Here is a 16,365-nt window from a genome sequence, read left to right on the forward strand (position 1 = left end):
CATGCCGACCATGTGTTCGATCTGCAGCGTTTTCAGGGCTTCTCTAGGCAGTTTTTCACTCGGCAGAGCCGCTAGATCATCGCGGAGCAGGTTGAGCTCATCAAGCACGCCTGAGACAGTTGCCCCTAGATCTTCACCCAGCGGATTCTGGCGAAAGGCCTGCACGTAAGCACGGGATAATACCCAGTGGCTCCGTTCGACCTTTGCGCGACACTGCGCAAATAAATCGCTTTCGGCAGCGGCCTTTTGCATTTCTTTTACGTCGGGCGTCATTTTGGTCAGTTCGTCGTAAATCCGCGAAAGCGCAGCGCGCTGGTCTAGCGATGTATTGCTGGGCATATCTAACGCGGCAAATCGCCCGGTAAGCACCTGAAAGTAGGTCAATTCCGCGCGACGCTCCTCGCTGCGAGACGAAGCAATAGCCCGTCGCGCGAAAACGGCAGCCCCATCCCATTGCCCGACCCAGAAGGCAACGCAACCTGCAAAAAAGGCGGAGCGCCAGAGTTCTGATTCTTCGATCTTTTTCACAATCGACGATAGTGGCGCCACATCCTGATCGAGCACTACCCTGTCCAGCAACGGGTAAAGATGTTGGTCACCAATGATCAAGTCAAATTTTTCCCGCAGCACCGGCATGCCGCGCACCGCTTGTGCGGGCTGATTCGGCGGGCGTTTGACGATTTCAGTGGCGATACTGTGCGCAATGGAAAGTTCGAGATTGAACTTATCTATTTTTTCCACAGCTTGACGCAGGTAGGTCACGGCCGCCTGTCGCGTGTTGGGGGAATTGGACAAGTATTCTCTAAAGTTTTCAAAAGCTTCGTCGCGGCGGCTAAGCAACTCCGGATTAAGGTAGTTGACGCGCTCGGTCATGTCACGCCACAGATCTACGATCATGCTCTGCACGGGCGCGACGTCGTCCCACTTTTTCGACATCCACTTCAACGGCGTAAACACCTCGCCCGCGAAGCTGTCCTTCGGCGGCGAGACTGTGGGTTCAGGAATATAAAGCGGCACTTTGTGCTGGCGACGGTTGCCCATACCCAGCAGTGAATCCAACGCCACCTTCAGATCCTTGCTGACCTGTCCAGAACTGAGGCTGTTGGGCAGGCGTTCCGTGTTCAGAAACGGGATATACTGGCTGATTCTTCGGAAAGGAAAGAAATCCAACTCCTGTCTCCCGCTGGTCTCCCACCAATCTACCGCGGCATTGAACAAGTTGCGGTCTAGCGTGATGAGCACGTAACGCGTGGGTGCAAGTGCCCCCTCTGCCACGTTACGGTTGAGTTGTATGATTTGCGCGGCTGTGATGGCGTCCGCTACATCCTGTTTGGGGTTACGCTTATTCTTCCGATCTGTTTCCCTGCGCTGCTTTTTTATAAGTGTTTCCCATGCGCTAACCGCTTTCGATGAGGGTTCGATAACCTCAATCGTTGCGTTTTCATCGAGGTGCATGGGCAACAATAATTCCTGATTGCGTATCCTCTCCAGCATCTGGGCTTCACGCAACTCTCTGAGAATGTCGTCTTTGGGCCAATGCGCACCCGTAGCAGTAGTCGAATTGAAGGCTTCGACCGAAGCTGCGATATTGTTGCTTGACTGTGCTAGACGGATCGCGTCTTCCTGATGAGCATTACCCTCGATCGCTGCGATGGACTCCAACTTGTTCGCATGTTCATCGAGACGCCGAGACAGCTTTTCCATATGGTTCGCCAATTCGACCATGTGCTCGGTCGAGATAGAGGCCGGAACCCCCCATTGGCCTTCCATTTCACGCGAAAAGACGAACTCTGCTGTAATGACGGCAAGCTTGCGGTAGGCGGGCGTATCCTTGCCGGAAAACGGGTTGACGTATGCACTCTCGCGCATCGGATCGAGGAAGAATCGTACCATGTTGGAGTCAAACACATAACGGATGCTGCCACGCTCTTCGCGAGCAAAACTCTCGTCCTCTTTTTGTAACGTGATTGAGTTGCGCAAATCCAAACAGGCGCTGAAATAGGCCGCTAGCTTACGCAACCTATCTGTAATTTCCCGTTCCGGTGCTTCTGTGCCAGTAGCTTCCATCACGCAGCCCGGCGTTCAAGCCAGTTTTCCGCGACAGGCGGGGCAGGCGGGGTATCGTAGATCTGTATTTGCCGCTCTACCTGTCTGTAGATGCGGTCATAGGCTGATCCGAACACGCTACGCAACAAATCAAGCACTGTCGCCTCATTATGCTCCGGCTGCTCAATGGGCGGACGCAGCATGTAGCGCATTTTATCCGTGTTCTTGAAAGTATACTGCCCCAAGTCGTACCAGAGCGGCGACCACTTGCTGTTCCAGTCTGAACGGAACGGTAGATTGTCATACCAGCGGCGAACCAGTTCGAAACGGGTCCGCGCCAGAAGCTGGGGATAGCTCTTAAACCCGAGAAGTAGCCCTGGGACCTGACTCAAAGCCTCCTCGTGATCTCTGGGACGCGCGAGATCAATACCTTCGAACAACGCCTTGCCCACCTCGGGGCCCAGTACATCAAGCGTGTCGCAAAACAGCTTGCGGGCGGGGCAGGCATCCAGACTGGGCAAAGTGGTCACTAGAGCAACTATGAACCGTTCCCGCGCGCAACCGTCAAACTCGCTACACAGCAAGGCGGCTTCCGCAAGGATTTTGTCCGGCTTGGTGTGTTCGGAGAGGCGCAGCGGTGCGAATGCCTCCGGATTTCCGTTATTGTATAGAAGAGCGCCACGGCGCAACCAATCGAAAGCATCACTGAAACTGTGCATAGGGCATTGCGCGGCGAGCAGGTCGATGTTGGATTTCACTGCATATAGGCGGCGCTTGAGATCCTTCAATTCGGATAAGATCTCTTCTGGCACGTCGGCTGCGCGCCCCCAGTGACGGTGCCGTCGTTCCTCATTGGCTATCCACTTGCCGCATCTTTCCAAATGTCGCTGACGCAAGAGGCCTTCGCCCGCATCGACAGCATCGAAAAGCGAAACGCGCGCCTGCCAGCGCGCGTGGTTATTCTCCAGTGCTGTGCGCGCGGTTTCAGGATCTATCTCGTCGCGCCCAAAATCGGCCCGACCCTGATCCAACAATGCGATGACTTCACTAATGGCGTCGCTGCGTAGCCGCCAGATGACCGCACTCCTGCCGCCTTGGCCACCCGCTCGTTTCGCGCCGCTTTTCTCAAAGAAGCGCGCGCCACTTCTGCGGAAAAACGAATCGAGCGCTGCGCGACCCACTTCTGCCCGCTCTAAAATCTCCGGCTTGGTGAAGCCTTGCTCTCCGATCGCACGGGCGGCACGTAAAATTTTGAATTGTTCAATATGCATAGCATCAACCTCTTTGACACTATAATACGTCAAATGACAAATTATGCAAAGTTAATTTTGTCATTTGACAAATTAAGGCTCTGCTAACTTGTCCAATCGATCCAGCAAATCGTTCACTTGGCGGTCTTCTAGAAATGTATCAAAGATAACAACGACATCATCTTTCACTATTGAAGACAGTCCCTCCCAGAACTCAGCGCACTCCATAAATTTGTCGCGCTGCTCCAAATCCATGTAAAGGTTCAAAGCGGTCAAAAGCTCGAATTTCCAGTTCGCTGGCTTACCCGCATGCAACTCAAAATTCTTTATTTGCTCCCAAACCATGAATAATCCGTAAGCGCGCGCGTTTCTTATTTTCTCGTTTTTTTGCCTGCTATCAGAAGACCCGGCCATGCCCAAAGAGAGCTGAGCGCGTTTTTGTCCGTACTCCACACATCTGGCCTGCGCCTGCATGCGAAGCGGTTGAAAAGACTCAGATTGCAACTCCGGCAAGACCTTTGCCACCAGATAGTCCCGCGCCGCAGCATCAACGGCACCCTCGGTGAAAGAGCAATTGAAGGGCACATCGCCAATCGAACTTTCCAACGCACGCCCCTGCCCGCCGTGGACGAACACCTCGTGGAACAAAAGATAGGGTAACATAAGGATCGCATCGTCAACAACTTCGGGATTGTCCGGATCCGTTGGCCACTGCACGACCAACTCTCCTTCGTCCGGGTCATAGCTGCCATCGAGCGGCATCGTACCGTCATGGTTTTCTCCAAGACTTTTGAGGTGAACGACGATCTTGTCGGGTGGGTCGCGCAAGTCACCCGCGCAATGCTCTTCAAACATCTCCTCGGCCAATTTGCTTAGGTGTTCTGTCACTTCCCGGACGAAGTCGACGCAGAGCCCGCCCCGCCGTTTCTCTCCATCCACAAATAGCTTCCAGTCCGAGAACCGGCCGCGACACACCCGGTTTTCATAGGCGCTACAATCCGTGCAGGAAAATTGCAGGGTTCCGTCTTGGAAAACAGCGGTTGCTTCGGCGACATGCTCATGGCCTGCACCGTTTGTACGCTTTTCTACTTCTTTGTATATAGATGTGAGCGCAGCATCTACGGGCGGCTCCTCTGCCTCTTCATTATGAAGCTCGAGAACGTCCTTGATCGCATTCTCTGTGTCACGCATGAACTTGCGCACCGCCGCCGGGATCTCTTTTTTGTCATCGACGCGAGCTGCAACCAGTGACACAAGGCGTGCAAATCGTGCCGAGATCAGTTTGCGGTCCACCAAGTGGAGAGATGGCTCCTCTTTAGACGCCGAAAAGACAACTTTCATTCATTGACAGGATCGGCCTTATCTTCAACGGTACGACCCCCTTTGTTGATTGCGGGTTTGATAATCTTCTTCCAAATCAACGTGGAAAGCGCGATTGTTGCGGCGGTGCCCACGTTCACGGCGATCTTGATGACAATCGCCTCGGCAATACCGCCCAGATGGTTGGTTGGCCTTTCAACCTCGAACAACACCATGTCTTCGGGAAGCGCATCGAGTGCCGCAAGATCGATTCCGTCCTCTTCCGCATCCTCACGGAACTCTGGATCATGCCGCAACAATCTCAATTGTTCAGCAATCTCGCTTTCCAAAACATCCGGGTCTGCGGACTTTACGAAGCCAAGTAATTCTTCGGACATGCAATTAATCCTCGAAAGCAACTTTTGTTAATCATAAATATTTGTATCACTTTGACGCTTTATTCAAGAGTTAAGAGGAAAGCTGACGTCTGGAATATAGCGGAGCACTCACCGGGAGGTAGGCGCATCGCTCTGCAACTGTGACAACTCTATAACCGCTCGAATGCGAAACCAATGGTGATTAACATCGGGCTAAGGCACAGCTTTGTCGGCTTAAGTTATTTGCAATACTCCGGTGAGGCACTGGTTTCTGAAATCTTCAATTGTTCAGGTTCCGAGCGGCTTGCTTCTCTTCATACTGCTTCCACAACCCCATATGTCCATTTTGTCGTGCGTTTGCCAGCCACAGCTTCTTTCGGGCATCGGGCATTTCCATTGACCGGTACTTTCCACCTGAGAATTTTGGCCAATCTATCGCCAGACCAAGTTTGACCATTTCAGCGGACAAGTCACGGCCGTCCTCAAGGTAACATTTTGCCACGGTCCGTCCGTGGGTGTCTTGCTCGGTCACTTCTGCCCTAATTTTTTGACCTTTGCAGAGTGAAACGAGTGCCCATTTTGCCTTCTTTCCGTAGGGGTGATCCATCTCAGGAGCATCTACGCCGAACAGACGGATCTGGGTTTTCTTTATTACCAATGTATCGCCATCTACTACGTACGCTGAACCCGTTATTATGGATACTTCGGGTTTGGGTAACTTGTGGGCAGCATCAAAGCGCTGTGACTGCGAAGTGCGCCGTCCTTGGTTTGTGGTTAATCTTGGTTTCTCATGCGCACCTGACTGGCTCGGACGAGTCGTTGTGTCGCCAGGCCTGTTGCTGCGAACTGTCAAATACACCGCACCAGCCAAAACCAAACCCAAAATTATCAAGATTTCCACGAACCAGGCCCCCAAAAAGTTAATTCAATCAATATTGTCGCACCGGATCAGGATCGACCCAAGCACACGCCGGGGTTGATTTGCTAGGGACACCTTATATTCAATCGGAGAGATGTGACTGATTTGCTTCGCTGAGCGATCTCACGCCTAGGACTGCGAGACAGTTGATCTCTACTTACTTAGTTCCCCAGAATAACAACCTGAATTTCAGGTAGTTGGTATTCTTTGCCAATACTAGAACTACGGGCGCAAGTTGGCGGGAACTCACAGAAGAATGGCAGTTCCGCACAAGCAATCGCTTCGTAGCGCCCAGATATGCAACCCAGGGTGAAAAGTCTTAAAGAATGATTAAGTGACGAACTATCCCGTGATGAGTGTGGAGCATATTGTGGTATGACTGAGAACAAGGATCGCTTGACGGCTGAGGAAGCAAAGGGACTTCGGACCGCAAAAGAACTAGAAGGTCATCTCGCGTGGTTGGATACGTTTACCCCCGCAGCCTTGGGTGTCCTCGCCATCGCATCTGGTATCTACACCTATCTCGGTGTGTCCTCATTGCTCGAAGATAACGGTGCGGTTTCTTTCTTCGCAGCCGTTGCGTACTCAATCGCCGTCTCTGTCGGCATCTTCGTCTTTTGGAGCTACATGCTCCGTCTGCTGCCTTCAATGCGAACGGCTAGTGGCTTCATTGGTCTGACGATCTCAACAATTGTTGGCTCTGTCGCCATTATCGCTATGTCTAGCTGGCTGAACGCAGCCGCACTGGCAGGCTCGGCAGCGGTCGAACAACACTTGGAAAATACTGTCCGTGACTACCAAGCGGCTCTTGAGCAAGCTCACGACATAGCCCTCAGTGGCCAAGCGTTAGCACGACCATAGAAATTGTGTAGCCGTTCTTCGTCAATCACAGCTGAACTGACACGCTCGGGTTTGTTATTTGGCCGCGAGCGGAACAGCAAATTGCATGACTTAAGGTCAGGAGCATCGTCCAAATGGTATAGATGCAGCTCGGGCTGCATGCGCGCCACGTAGAAGCCCCGCGAGGCTGCATAGCCTTGAACCTCTGCGAGGACTTCCTGCGGCCAAGGTAGGTCGCTGTCATCGGCAATTACTACCAAGCCTTCTCCGTTGTTATTTACCGCTTCAATGCCGCGATCAACGAACAAGTTTATGCTCTCACCGCTGTTGTACTGACCCCATGGGGGATTAGTGTAGAAGCAATCAAAATCGACAAGCTGATCGGGAATAGCATCAAGCACATTGTAAAGCTGTGCATCTAGGTTTTCTAATCTTTCCCTGTCGGCAAATCTCCTAACAGCGTTAACGATACGCTCGTCGAAATCTAGGACCGTAATTTTTGTCGGACCGTACGAAAGGACTTCCCTGTTCAACATGTAGGCGACACAAACGCTTATGGCATCACCGTCACCAATGAAGACAATCCGCTTTCCATCGGCCCATCGTGCAACAAACTCACTCTGCATGACCATATCACCAGCTTTCATGTAGATTTGGTCAAACTGGCGAATGGGCCTAGGGCGGTTCTGTATTACGTCGGAAACTGCGTTAAGCGCTCTCTTTAAGTCAATCTCTGCCATACCTTTAACTCAATTTGTGCAACTCTCTCATAAGTTGCTCGGCCATCTTGCACGAAGAATAGCGGCACTCAAGCCGTATTGAGTAAATAGGCGTGAACGTTCGATCAACAACCGATGGTTAGGTAGGTTAAGTACAAAGGTCGTCATTGGGTTGGTTTCGGACCGAGAAAAGTTTCTGATCGGGTCTTCTCACTAAAATACAGCGCTTGTGGGTGCGTTCATTTCACTGGCGCAAAAATACCACGGGTTTTTAGTTATCGGGTACTCAACTGCGCTAAGTGGCGAAATTTCTTGCTTTAAACCGTTCTGTGGATAACTTTTTTCCAAATAGCGAAGTGTTCCCGAACTAGACTGGCTGCCACCGTGGTTCGGGGCTTACTGGAAGATCATGAACCAGTCGGTTAGATTGTTGCGGAGGCAGAAATATTGTTTCGTATTCTATTTAGATTAGCTCTCTTAATGGGTTTTGCAGCCTGCAGCTCCGGGCAGAATGTGGTCAAATCCGTAGGCCCAACGCTTGATGCAACTACCGTTGTACAGACAACCAATGATCGCCAAACCATAATGGCAGCACTTCATCAAGACGCGAGTTTCGGGAAAGCACAAACGGTCGATCAAAGCACTGGGAAGTTAACGCTAGTTACTTCGAACTCGGCGTCCTGGTACGAGACTACCTTGGCGGGATTCAATTTCGTTGATGACCAATGCAGCGCGTATTTCAATCAACTATTCCGACTTGAGCGCGATAGTCGCGCTACTGTTTCTGCCCTTGGTGCGTTTGCGCAGACCGCCAACGCTATTCTGGCGGCTTCAGGGGAAAGCGCGCTGACAATAACTGCAGTCGCGCAGGCATTTGGACTGGCGACGTCTCTTACCGAAATTGTTTCGAACTCATACTTGTACCAACTGCCACCAGCTACAACACGTGAATTTGTTAGCACCACCATGGTTGCCTACCGCACTGCCGTTGCATCGGAGGCCAATAACATCAACAATGCTGCTCTCGCTTACAGCTACATACGAGGCTACTTGGACTTATGTTTGCCCGTTACTATCGAAGGGATGCTTGTTGACACAATCGCTTCAACGCAAGCGACGGCCGGTGGGGCATCAGGTGGACGGGTTAAAATTGGGCTTTCGAGTGAAGCGGGATCTTCGCTATCCCGTCCAGAAAACACTCAAGCTCCTTTACCAAAACCAGATCCAATTAGGATCACCCAAGCAGAAGAATCCCTTTCACCAAATGAAATTGGCGAAATACAGACACACCTTTGTATTTCCGCTGACAAAAAATTGGGTAGAAATACGCGCCAAGCGATGGCGGACTACTTTGCCGGGCTTGGTAAACCGAACAACAGTATTGCGTCCGGTGGTATAACCTCCAACGAAATCACTACTCTTCAAGATAAAATTGCGCTTTCTGAGGCATCCGGGCTGGTATCGTGTAAAGAACGCGGAGTGAATACCGCCAGAGAAGCAGGTTTATTCGATAAGTAAATCGGATGATTATGTATTTTGAACACAATTATTGGAGAGGCCAATGCCGACAATGATAGATACGCGTGTGCTGCGTGAAGCAGCCAGCATTACTGCGACCGAAGTTGGATCGGTCGAGGAGGGCTTGAGCGTGGAAATTCTCGATGAGCAATCTCCATGGATAAAGATCCGAGTTGTCGTTGACGGCACCGTTATGGAAGGTTGGGTGAGCAAAGCAGCAGTCGATCCATCTGACAGTCCTTCAAGATCTGTTAGCGAAGTCGATGTTGCTCACTATTGCGTACGGAGAGCTTTTTCCTATGGGTCAAATGCCTATTATTTGATGGCGGTTGCGACTCTTAGGTCAAAGCTTGTGAACTTGCTTGATAATGCCGAAGGTTCTCCTCGGGGCCTATTCGCTTTAACGCCAGTTGAATGGGACGCGATCCGAGAAAACGCCGAACTCAAAGTGAGCTTTGGGGAAAGCTCTATAACAAGTTGGCGCGCCCAGGTTTGGTCTTTTGCCGCCGTTACGCGGACAATGCAATTGCGCGTCGCCGAGCGGTTGAAACGCCAACCAAACATGACCGAACTCTACTTTGCACAAGTCTTTGGTAGTGAAGCTCTATACAATGCTACCGAGTCACCGGACGTAGAAATTGCAACGCTGATTTCTGACTTTGGGGCGAACCTCCTTGAAAACGAGGGGATTGATCCGGCAGCAATTGAGGGTCGGATTTTTGACTTGGATAGGCAAGCAACCGCTGAGGAAACTTTGGGAAGAATCGAAACTGAGTTGCAGGCTGCATTCGAAGCGACTGCCAGCGCAGTGGAGACTGAAGCAGAAAACTATTTGGAAGAATTAGCCGATGCTGGGATAGCTGCTCCACGACCGGTTGCGAAGCTCAACACCAGTTCCCCGCACCTAAATTCCCCGGACAAAAAGAAAATTGCCAAGCAAATTGCTACTGCATTTGCTGAAGCAGGATACGGACGGCTCGCACAGTATGCTGCTATCGCCAATGCGATCGGAGAGTCTGCCTTGAACCCAAGTGCGGAAAATCTTTCTGGCGAAAGGAGTTATGGTTTATTCCAACTCAATCAGTGGGGAGGGGTCGGAATGGGCTTTACTGAGGATGAACTCAAAGATCCTACCAAGAATATTGAAATCATGCTGGCTGAAATTGCTAAACCCTATCAGAAGACTGCCCGCCTCGCCTTTATGACCACAGACAAACTACGCCAAGCGGTAAAAATCTTCGTACACGAATTCGAACGCCCAGCAAAGAAAGCCAGCGCGACGTCAAAGCGATTTGAAATCGCGCAGACGCTTGTGGCCTAAAGATAGCCTCGGCCGCCAGACCGAGGATGGCGGACGCCGGGATCACTGTGTCGGGCAGATTGTCGAGCAAGCTACTGCTTGCAACCGGTGCCCCAGATCATGGGAGCAAGCTCGCGCCTTTTAATCAACTGAGTTTATGGCTTTCCAATCAATCACTTCAGGCGGATCACCGCTTTTGAAAGCCCCGGTGCCTGCCTCGATATCCAACAATATCATCTTCTTAGCTTCAGGTTTAGATGGTTCGTTGTTATCGAACTCCTTGTCCAACCTAATTCGACAAACCGCGCGGTTCATTTCTGGTATTTGTTTTCTTAGTTCCACCGGTTTGGGTCGAAGGTTGATCCCTTGAGTCAGCATTTCTAATGCCTCTTGATTCTTGGGGTCTTTTAAGTCCTTCAGAGCATACCCGAGCTGTAAATAGTTTCGAAAGTACTTGTTGGGCTCAGCGCTGTTCAGCGCCTTGAAAACCGGAATAACGCGCTCAAATACTTTAGTATCCTGGCTCTTCACCCCATTTCTGCGCGCCTCACGAGCCATTCTAAAAATGCGTTCTCTCGACCCTTTAGATGCATTTTCAACCGCTTCTTTCATCTCGCGTTCAGCAGCGGGTTGCGGCTCATCCTCGTCAAGAAAATTGGCAACTAACGTCACTGCCGTAATGTCGCGTTCTATAGCATCTAATCGGTTTGCAACATTGCGACCTTTTAGTAATTGCGCAGCCATATGAACGCGGGTCCACATATATCCGAACATAAACCCGATGAGTAAAAAGTAAATTCCAATGGAACCCGAAACAACTTGCCCTTGCTCGCCTAATATTGGACCAAAGTCCCGGGTTATGTCTTTGAACAGACCAACAATTTTATCGAACTGCACCAAAGTAATTCCTACAATGATTTTCGTCAGCCAGTCTGAAATCTGCTCAAGGTTAGTGTTTTCCCCATAAGCGCTTTGTGAATAATTCGACCCGCTATTGTCAGCCTGTATTGATCGCGGGATACCAAAAATAAATCCGACGAAGGCACCAAACATCGTGAACGAAAGAGCGAACATCATAGTCGATACAGCGGCAGAGTTTTTCTGCAGGCTCTCGCCGATCCCTATCACCGTCACAATTCCAACCACCCATAGAACACCTAGGATAATACCCCACGCGGCACCGGTTTCTTGTTCTGAACCTCTAAGTTTCAAATTTTCACTCCAAATCGAAATACCGTCAAAGGAATGGAGATATGTTGTTCCACTGAGGAAACCATGTCAAATTTTTACGTTGGCCGAGATTCTCTAAAACATGTCGATAGATTTAGCTGGAGGCGACCCGAACTGTGCACGTCCAGGCCGCCAAGCTCCAAGCGGAGCATCAGTGGTTACTCTCGAGCAAGTAAGCGCTCTTCAAGCCAGTCCAACACTTCGCTTTCAACCCATCCCACCCGGTTCGAGCCAAGCTGTACCCGCTTGGGGAATTTGCCTGCTTTCTCCAATCTGGCGATATGTTGGGGCGAATACAAAACCAACTCTTTGAGCGCCTTCTTCGATAGTATCCTCATCACGATAACTCCTTTGATAAGGAGCACCGCGATGCCCCGGTTGCGGTTGCCCGGTTCCAGGTACATCAAGAATAGCTATAGATTGCCGATCTGACGAGGTTCTTGTATGTTTCTTCAGGATCCGAAATGGCCCGAATGTGGGTCATCGTTCTGCACTCGAACCTCCTAATAGATGTGTGCCCGGGGGTATCGTGTGGGGTATCAGGAAAAACCGCACGCCATTTTTTGTATATTTACCAATTAAATACTTCAAAAAATTGAGTCCTCTCCTGGCACCATTTCTTCCGAACATAGATGAACATAAATGCTCAATTTCATTGATTTTTTTGTGATTCTCGTTTATCGCCACGGAACGTGGTGGAACGCTCGATACCCGCAGAAAACACGACACGTGAGGGTTTGGTTGGGGCTTTACCCCAATTATGCACCTATGGCACTTTCCGATCTTTAGATTCGAACGGCATGGCCAAGTCCAAAACCATTCAAATTGGCTGATGCTGGCGGCTTCTTCGCATTGGCGAAACCAAGTGGCTCAGGACTATGGCAATGGAATTATCGTCATCTGGGGGTTTATCGAACGCATGGCAACGTCCTGCCGCACCAGCAGTCGGTTTACCGGTCAGGAGGCCTGGGCGAATGTCTGCAACGCGGGGCAAGGCCGAAGATTGTTTTACTCGGCAATTGCTTTTGCGCACGCGTTGAACGCTGCAACCCGGGATCTGACAGCTTTGTCTGGATCGAAAACCTGCGTGAATTGCTTGGCGTTCAAATCCGTTTGAGCGTGATGACCGATTGAGCAAACCTGGATTTGTCATCTATGACGTCAACGACTTTGAAGCCCGGGGCCCAGTTCTCCTCGATATAGGAAACAGGCACGATCGCATCGCCGTAAGTCTTGTTGCCATCTGTCCCTTCCATGAAGACCAGTTCGCTGCTGTCATAACGCGCGGCAAACTCGGGCACCCTGTCTGCGGACTCTGCCAGTAGCTTGTGCCAAGCGCTCGAACCTCTTCGTTTTCCAAGTTGGAAGTGACGAAGCAAACCAATTCTGTTTCCAAGTATTTTCGGGCCCAATATCTCGCGCCCGCGATTTTCAATGTATCTCAGGAACCGCCTCGGCTGGACCGTGATCACCAGTACTGCGCCGGGTTTGGTCACGCGCGCAAGCTCGGCACGCCAATGCAAATGAACATCCTCTGGCAGATGCGTGAAAACTGAATACGCCATTGCAGACGAAATCTTGCCGTCGGGCAGCGAAAACGCGCCCAATGGGGAAATTTGCATGAACTCGCCTGGCAGATCTCTTTTCCGGCACTCATCAATGATGTTGGCATTTACATCTGCCGCGAACATTGATCGACTTGGATAATCTTTAGAAAACAGGCGAATATACCGTCCCCAACCACATCCGAAATCCAAAAAGCAATCGTCCTTACTCGGGTTTTCGCCGTGCGTTGAAAACATCTGCTTTGCGTGCACGTAAAAACCATATGCTTCTCTGATTGCACTGGAAAGCGCGCTTCCGACATATTCAACTTGAATATCATTTGGAGGAAAGTCGGGCAGAGCGCTTGCAAGCTCGCCTCCTTTGTTTTCAGCTTTATCCAGCCATAGCTGAAGCCAATCGGCATCGGTCAGTTCGTTGAAGCTTTGATACAAGTCTTTCATACCCGCTGCCCTGCACCTGGAATAATGCCCTTTGGATACGATACGAAATGCGCGATTACAATTGATTGAGTTTCTGGCCTTCAGTCGACGGGCCAGGTCTTGCCAAGGCTCTTGGCGCGAGCGGGTGCACGTTGAGTGCCTGAGCCGAAAGATCAACCGCTTTGTGGTCAGCACGACGGTGCGGGGCTTCAGTGGATGGAGTTCTGTGTTGGCCTAAGGTGGCGCCACAGCACTTCCGTCATGGGCTCGAAGCATTCATTTGACGGTTTTGGCAGGTTGATCCGGTTCGAAGAACGGTAAAACCGGACAAACCCGCCTTTGCTGTGGCGTTAATGCCAACCCATCATTTGCGCGCAGATTCAGCAGCTTGGTCGCCGCTGACGGGCTGAGAAGATAAGGAACGCATCACATCTGCCGTTTTCTGCCGGATAATTTCTCAAGCAGAACGCGCATATTGTCGCCCATGAACCCGGCCGCGTTTGACGGCCCTGCCAGCCTCTGGAAGCTTCCCGATCACCTTGTTCACGTCCTTAACGCTGCAATGTTTCTGCATCGAAAAGCTCATCAGTAACGGTTGGCGAAACCGAACGCCGAGAATCCGGCGGACTCCAAGGCCGCACCCGGCCCAACATCCAGTATGGGTCTGCTGTATCGGTACCCTTCCTTCAGGGTATCATTGTGGTTCTGATAAAAACGGCCCTTGGGATCAATCATCAGGTACGACCCGAGCATGTCTGCGTTGTCTTCAACGCGGATGATGTCCGTCAACGAGCGGTGCCTGTGCACAAAGGCCCGGAACTGCTCATCCGTCACCATGCCGGCCGTGGTTGTCATTGGCAACACCCGGAGGATCTTCCACTTGTGGGGTGACAATTGCGCAATGACTCGAGCCAAGTCCGCCTCGTGGTTCTGAGAACTCACGACCGTATTGATCTTCAGCTTCAGGTCAGGGTTGTTTGAGCGTGCCGTTGCGACGCTGTCCCTCAAAGCCTCTGGATCCAACTGCCGAGAGCGACGATCTTCGCGGCCGATCGCCTTGTTCGTGCGCATGTCAGATGCATCCAGGCTTACTCCAAGCCAATCGAGATGCGGCGCCAGGGCAGACATGGTTTCTGAATCAAGCCTGCTGCCGTTGGTAATGATCGAAACATCAAACCCGATCTGGGCGGCCAGCTCAACGGCACGGATCAAGTCAGCGCGACACAACAACGGCTCACCCCCTGCAAAATTGAGACGGACACGCCGCCAAGTCAAAGTGTCCTTCAAAGGGTTCTTCAAATTTGCAGGATCGAAAAAAGCCCAGAGCGATCTCAGCAAATTGGCTGTGTTTTCCGGCTGGCGGATCACGTCGCGCACTGAAGGCGGTCGTTCCCACTTGGCATAGCAATACACGCATCGGTAGTTGCAAGCTTCGTTGACGTGCCAGTTGATGACCAGTTGGTCGATGCTGTGTTTCAGGAAATTTTCCACGTTAGATTCTCCATGTTCATTACATGATTCGAACCTGCCATCGGCGCGCTTCAAAATATCTGACACAAAGCGTGCAAACCAATTTTCCGGCGTTGCCTTTCTTCATAAAGATATTTATTGTCAAACGGTTACACTGTTCATGAGGGTTCTCTTGGCACTTGTACCTCCACCAGAAGCCATCTTTGTCGAACTGTCACGGTCTTTCTTTGGCTCAGTAATGGGTAAGCGTGAAAAGACGCGCCTTCTTCGGCGAGAGCTTTCGATGAAGCAGATCGAAAAAGAGCATCGTAGAAGTTGTAGGGAGCTCTTTGTTGCTCTTGAGTTTGATGAGAGCGCGGTCCGGGATGCCGAACAAAATATCTGGGAAGTGGTAATGTCCTTTTGGCGGATCGAGCAGGAGCTTTGGACATTCGATGCGCCGATCCAACATATTGTCTGGGAGCTTTTAATTCACCTGTACGTGCCAGGCGCTGCCCGACGGGCCGCATTCTGGATGATCGACGGCCGTTCGGATGACGGTTTGCCGGACGGACGGTTTTGGTTTTTGCCAGAACCGGATCCCGCGGACCCATCAAGGCTTCAGCTTCCGGTTCAACAGGTTCTGGATTGGGCCTTCGATCTGATCGGTCTGTCAGTTGAGGGTTACGCCGTTCGTTTGGCGGAAGATCAAATCGAAAATGGAATCTGCAACCCGGACAAAGACCCCAAAGCAAAAATCGCGCGGGCGCTTTATCGCTGGCAACAAGGCATGGCTCTTCCTGACCAGGACAGTATCAAACGCACATTTCCCGACGGGTTGACCAAATCCGGGGATACAGGGCCAAACCCGGAACCCCGGCTACCGTTTTCCGGATGTTGGGAATACGACACAGGCGAAGATCTGGAATACAACTACCAATCGGCCCGGAATTTCGTTCAGGCCCGGAATCTTTCCATCCCACGGCTGCGTTTTGACCTGGACATTTCAGAAGACGCCCTGACCCGCGCCCTGAATGGGCATCCGCCGGAGGACGAGAAGGCCAGATTTACCTTTCTTGTAAGTCGGCGCTTCGCGCGGCCCAGCATGAAGACCATTCGCCAAATGTTGTTGTTTGCGCGTGCGATGCAGGACGGTTACTTGCGCCTTCTCAACCTGCTTTGCCCGGATGTTCAGCCCACATGCGCCGATCCCCGTGAAAACCGCGTTCTGGAACTGACCCACATCTTCAAGCTGGTCTACAACCAGACGCTGGAAGCCCATCGCAACACGGCTGGGGACGGAATATGGGCTCAGGACCAACATTTCGAGGCCAAACTGAAGTCTTGCGTTCCGTGGATGGTGAGTGCGCTTGCGACAATCTTGCCCTCGAATTTCCAGTATCCGGATGCAACACGCGCAGGTATCTGTGAAC

At 51.4% G+C, this 16,365-nt stretch carries 13 protein-coding genes and 1 pseudogene; 4 read left to right on the forward strand and 10 right to left on the reverse strand.

Annotated elements, in window-relative coordinates; translation table 11 throughout:
- The 5 genes from AC2FNN_RS19065 to AC2FNN_RS19085 all read right to left on the reverse strand — a co-directional run.
- Window positions 1–2,067: hypothetical protein (locus tag AC2FNN_RS19065; RefSeq protein ID WP_496760025.1), on the reverse strand; the 2,067-nt coding region annotated here is incomplete at its 3' end.
- Window positions 2,067–3,317, reverse strand: a complete 1,251-nt coding sequence (locus AC2FNN_RS19070; protein ID WP_496760026.1) for a hypothetical protein — start codon at window positions 3,315–3,317, stop codon at window positions 2,067–2,069. The genes AC2FNN_RS19070 and AC2FNN_RS19065, both read right to left, overlap by 1 nt.
- A 72-nt stretch (window positions 3,318–3,389) precedes the next feature.
- Window positions 3,390–4,589, reverse strand: a complete 1,200-nt coding sequence (locus AC2FNN_RS19075) for a hypothetical protein (protein WP_496760027.1) — start codon at window positions 4,587–4,589, stop codon at window positions 3,390–3,392.
- A 44-nt stretch (window positions 4,590–4,633) separates the two neighbouring features.
- Window positions 4,634–4,993, reverse strand: coding sequence for a hypothetical protein (locus AC2FNN_RS19080; protein ID WP_496760028.1), 360 nt, complete (start codon window positions 4,991–4,993; stop codon window positions 4,634–4,636).
- Between the two features lie 259 nt (window positions 4,994–5,252).
- Window positions 5,253–5,873 (reverse strand): thermonuclease family protein, encoded by a 621-nt coding sequence (locus AC2FNN_RS19085; RefSeq protein ID WP_496760029.1) that lies wholly within the window; start codon window positions 5,871–5,873, stop codon window positions 5,253–5,255.
- A 393-nt stretch (window positions 5,874–6,266) separates the two neighbouring features.
- Here AC2FNN_RS19085 and AC2FNN_RS19090 point away from each other — a divergent pair.
- Window positions 6,267–6,746, forward strand: a pseudogene (locus tag AC2FNN_RS19090) (hypothetical protein); the annotation flags it as partial.
- Here AC2FNN_RS19090 and AC2FNN_RS19095 read toward each other — a convergent pair.
- Entirely contained in the window at window positions 6,710–7,471 is a 762-nt protein-coding gene (locus AC2FNN_RS19095; RefSeq protein WP_496760030.1) for a bis-aminopropyl spermidine synthase family protein, read from the reverse strand. The pseudogene AC2FNN_RS19090 and the gene AC2FNN_RS19095 sit on opposite strands and share 37 nt — an antisense overlap.
- A 426-nt stretch (window positions 7,472–7,897) precedes the next feature.
- On the opposite strand from AC2FNN_RS19095, the gene AC2FNN_RS19100 reads away from it, so the two are divergent.
- Together AC2FNN_RS19100 and AC2FNN_RS19105 are read left to right on the forward strand one after the other, a co-directional pair.
- On the forward strand, window positions 7,898–8,968 hold the full coding sequence (locus AC2FNN_RS19100) for a hypothetical protein (RefSeq protein WP_496760031.1): 1,071 nt from the start codon (window positions 7,898–7,900) through the stop codon (window positions 8,966–8,968).
- Between the two features lie 43 nt (window positions 8,969–9,011).
- Complete coding sequence (locus AC2FNN_RS19105) at window positions 9,012–10,289, forward strand: phage tail tip lysozyme (RefSeq protein WP_496760032.1); 1,278 nt, start codon at window positions 9,012–9,014, stop codon at window positions 10,287–10,289.
- A 120-nt stretch (window positions 10,290–10,409) separates the two neighbouring features.
- Here AC2FNN_RS19105 and AC2FNN_RS19110 read toward each other — a convergent pair whose 3' ends face one another.
- The 4 genes from AC2FNN_RS19110 to AC2FNN_RS19125 form a co-directional block, all read right to left on the reverse strand.
- Window positions 10,410–11,480 carry a hypothetical protein gene (locus tag AC2FNN_RS19110; RefSeq protein ID WP_496760033.1) on the reverse strand — a complete coding sequence of 357 codons (1,071 nt, stop codon included), beginning with the start codon at window positions 11,478–11,480 and terminating at the stop codon, window positions 10,410–10,412.
- A gap of 176 nt (window positions 11,481–11,656) precedes the next feature.
- Window positions 11,657–11,836, reverse strand: coding sequence for an AlpA family phage regulatory protein (locus AC2FNN_RS19115; protein WP_170735457.1), 180 nt, complete (start codon window positions 11,834–11,836; stop codon window positions 11,657–11,659).
- Window positions 11,837–12,601: 765 nt separating this feature from the next.
- Window positions 12,602–13,504, reverse strand: a complete 903-nt coding sequence (locus tag AC2FNN_RS19120; protein ID WP_496760034.1) for a class I SAM-dependent methyltransferase — start codon at window positions 13,502–13,504, stop codon at window positions 12,602–12,604.
- 564 nt (window positions 13,505–14,068) lie between these two features.
- On the reverse strand, window positions 14,069–15,028 hold the full coding sequence (locus AC2FNN_RS19125) for a viperin family antiviral radical SAM protein (RefSeq protein ID WP_496760035.1): 960 nt from the start codon (window positions 15,026–15,028) through the stop codon (window positions 14,069–14,071).
- Here AC2FNN_RS19125 and AC2FNN_RS19130 point away from each other — a divergent pair.
- A partial coding sequence (locus AC2FNN_RS19130) for a hypothetical protein (RefSeq protein WP_496760036.1) occupies window positions 14,934–16,365 on the forward strand: 1,432 nt, incomplete at its 3' end. The two genes, AC2FNN_RS19125 and AC2FNN_RS19130, sit on opposite strands and share 95 nt — an antisense overlap.

Source organism: Ruegeria sp. BHSA118, assembly GCF_059613405.1.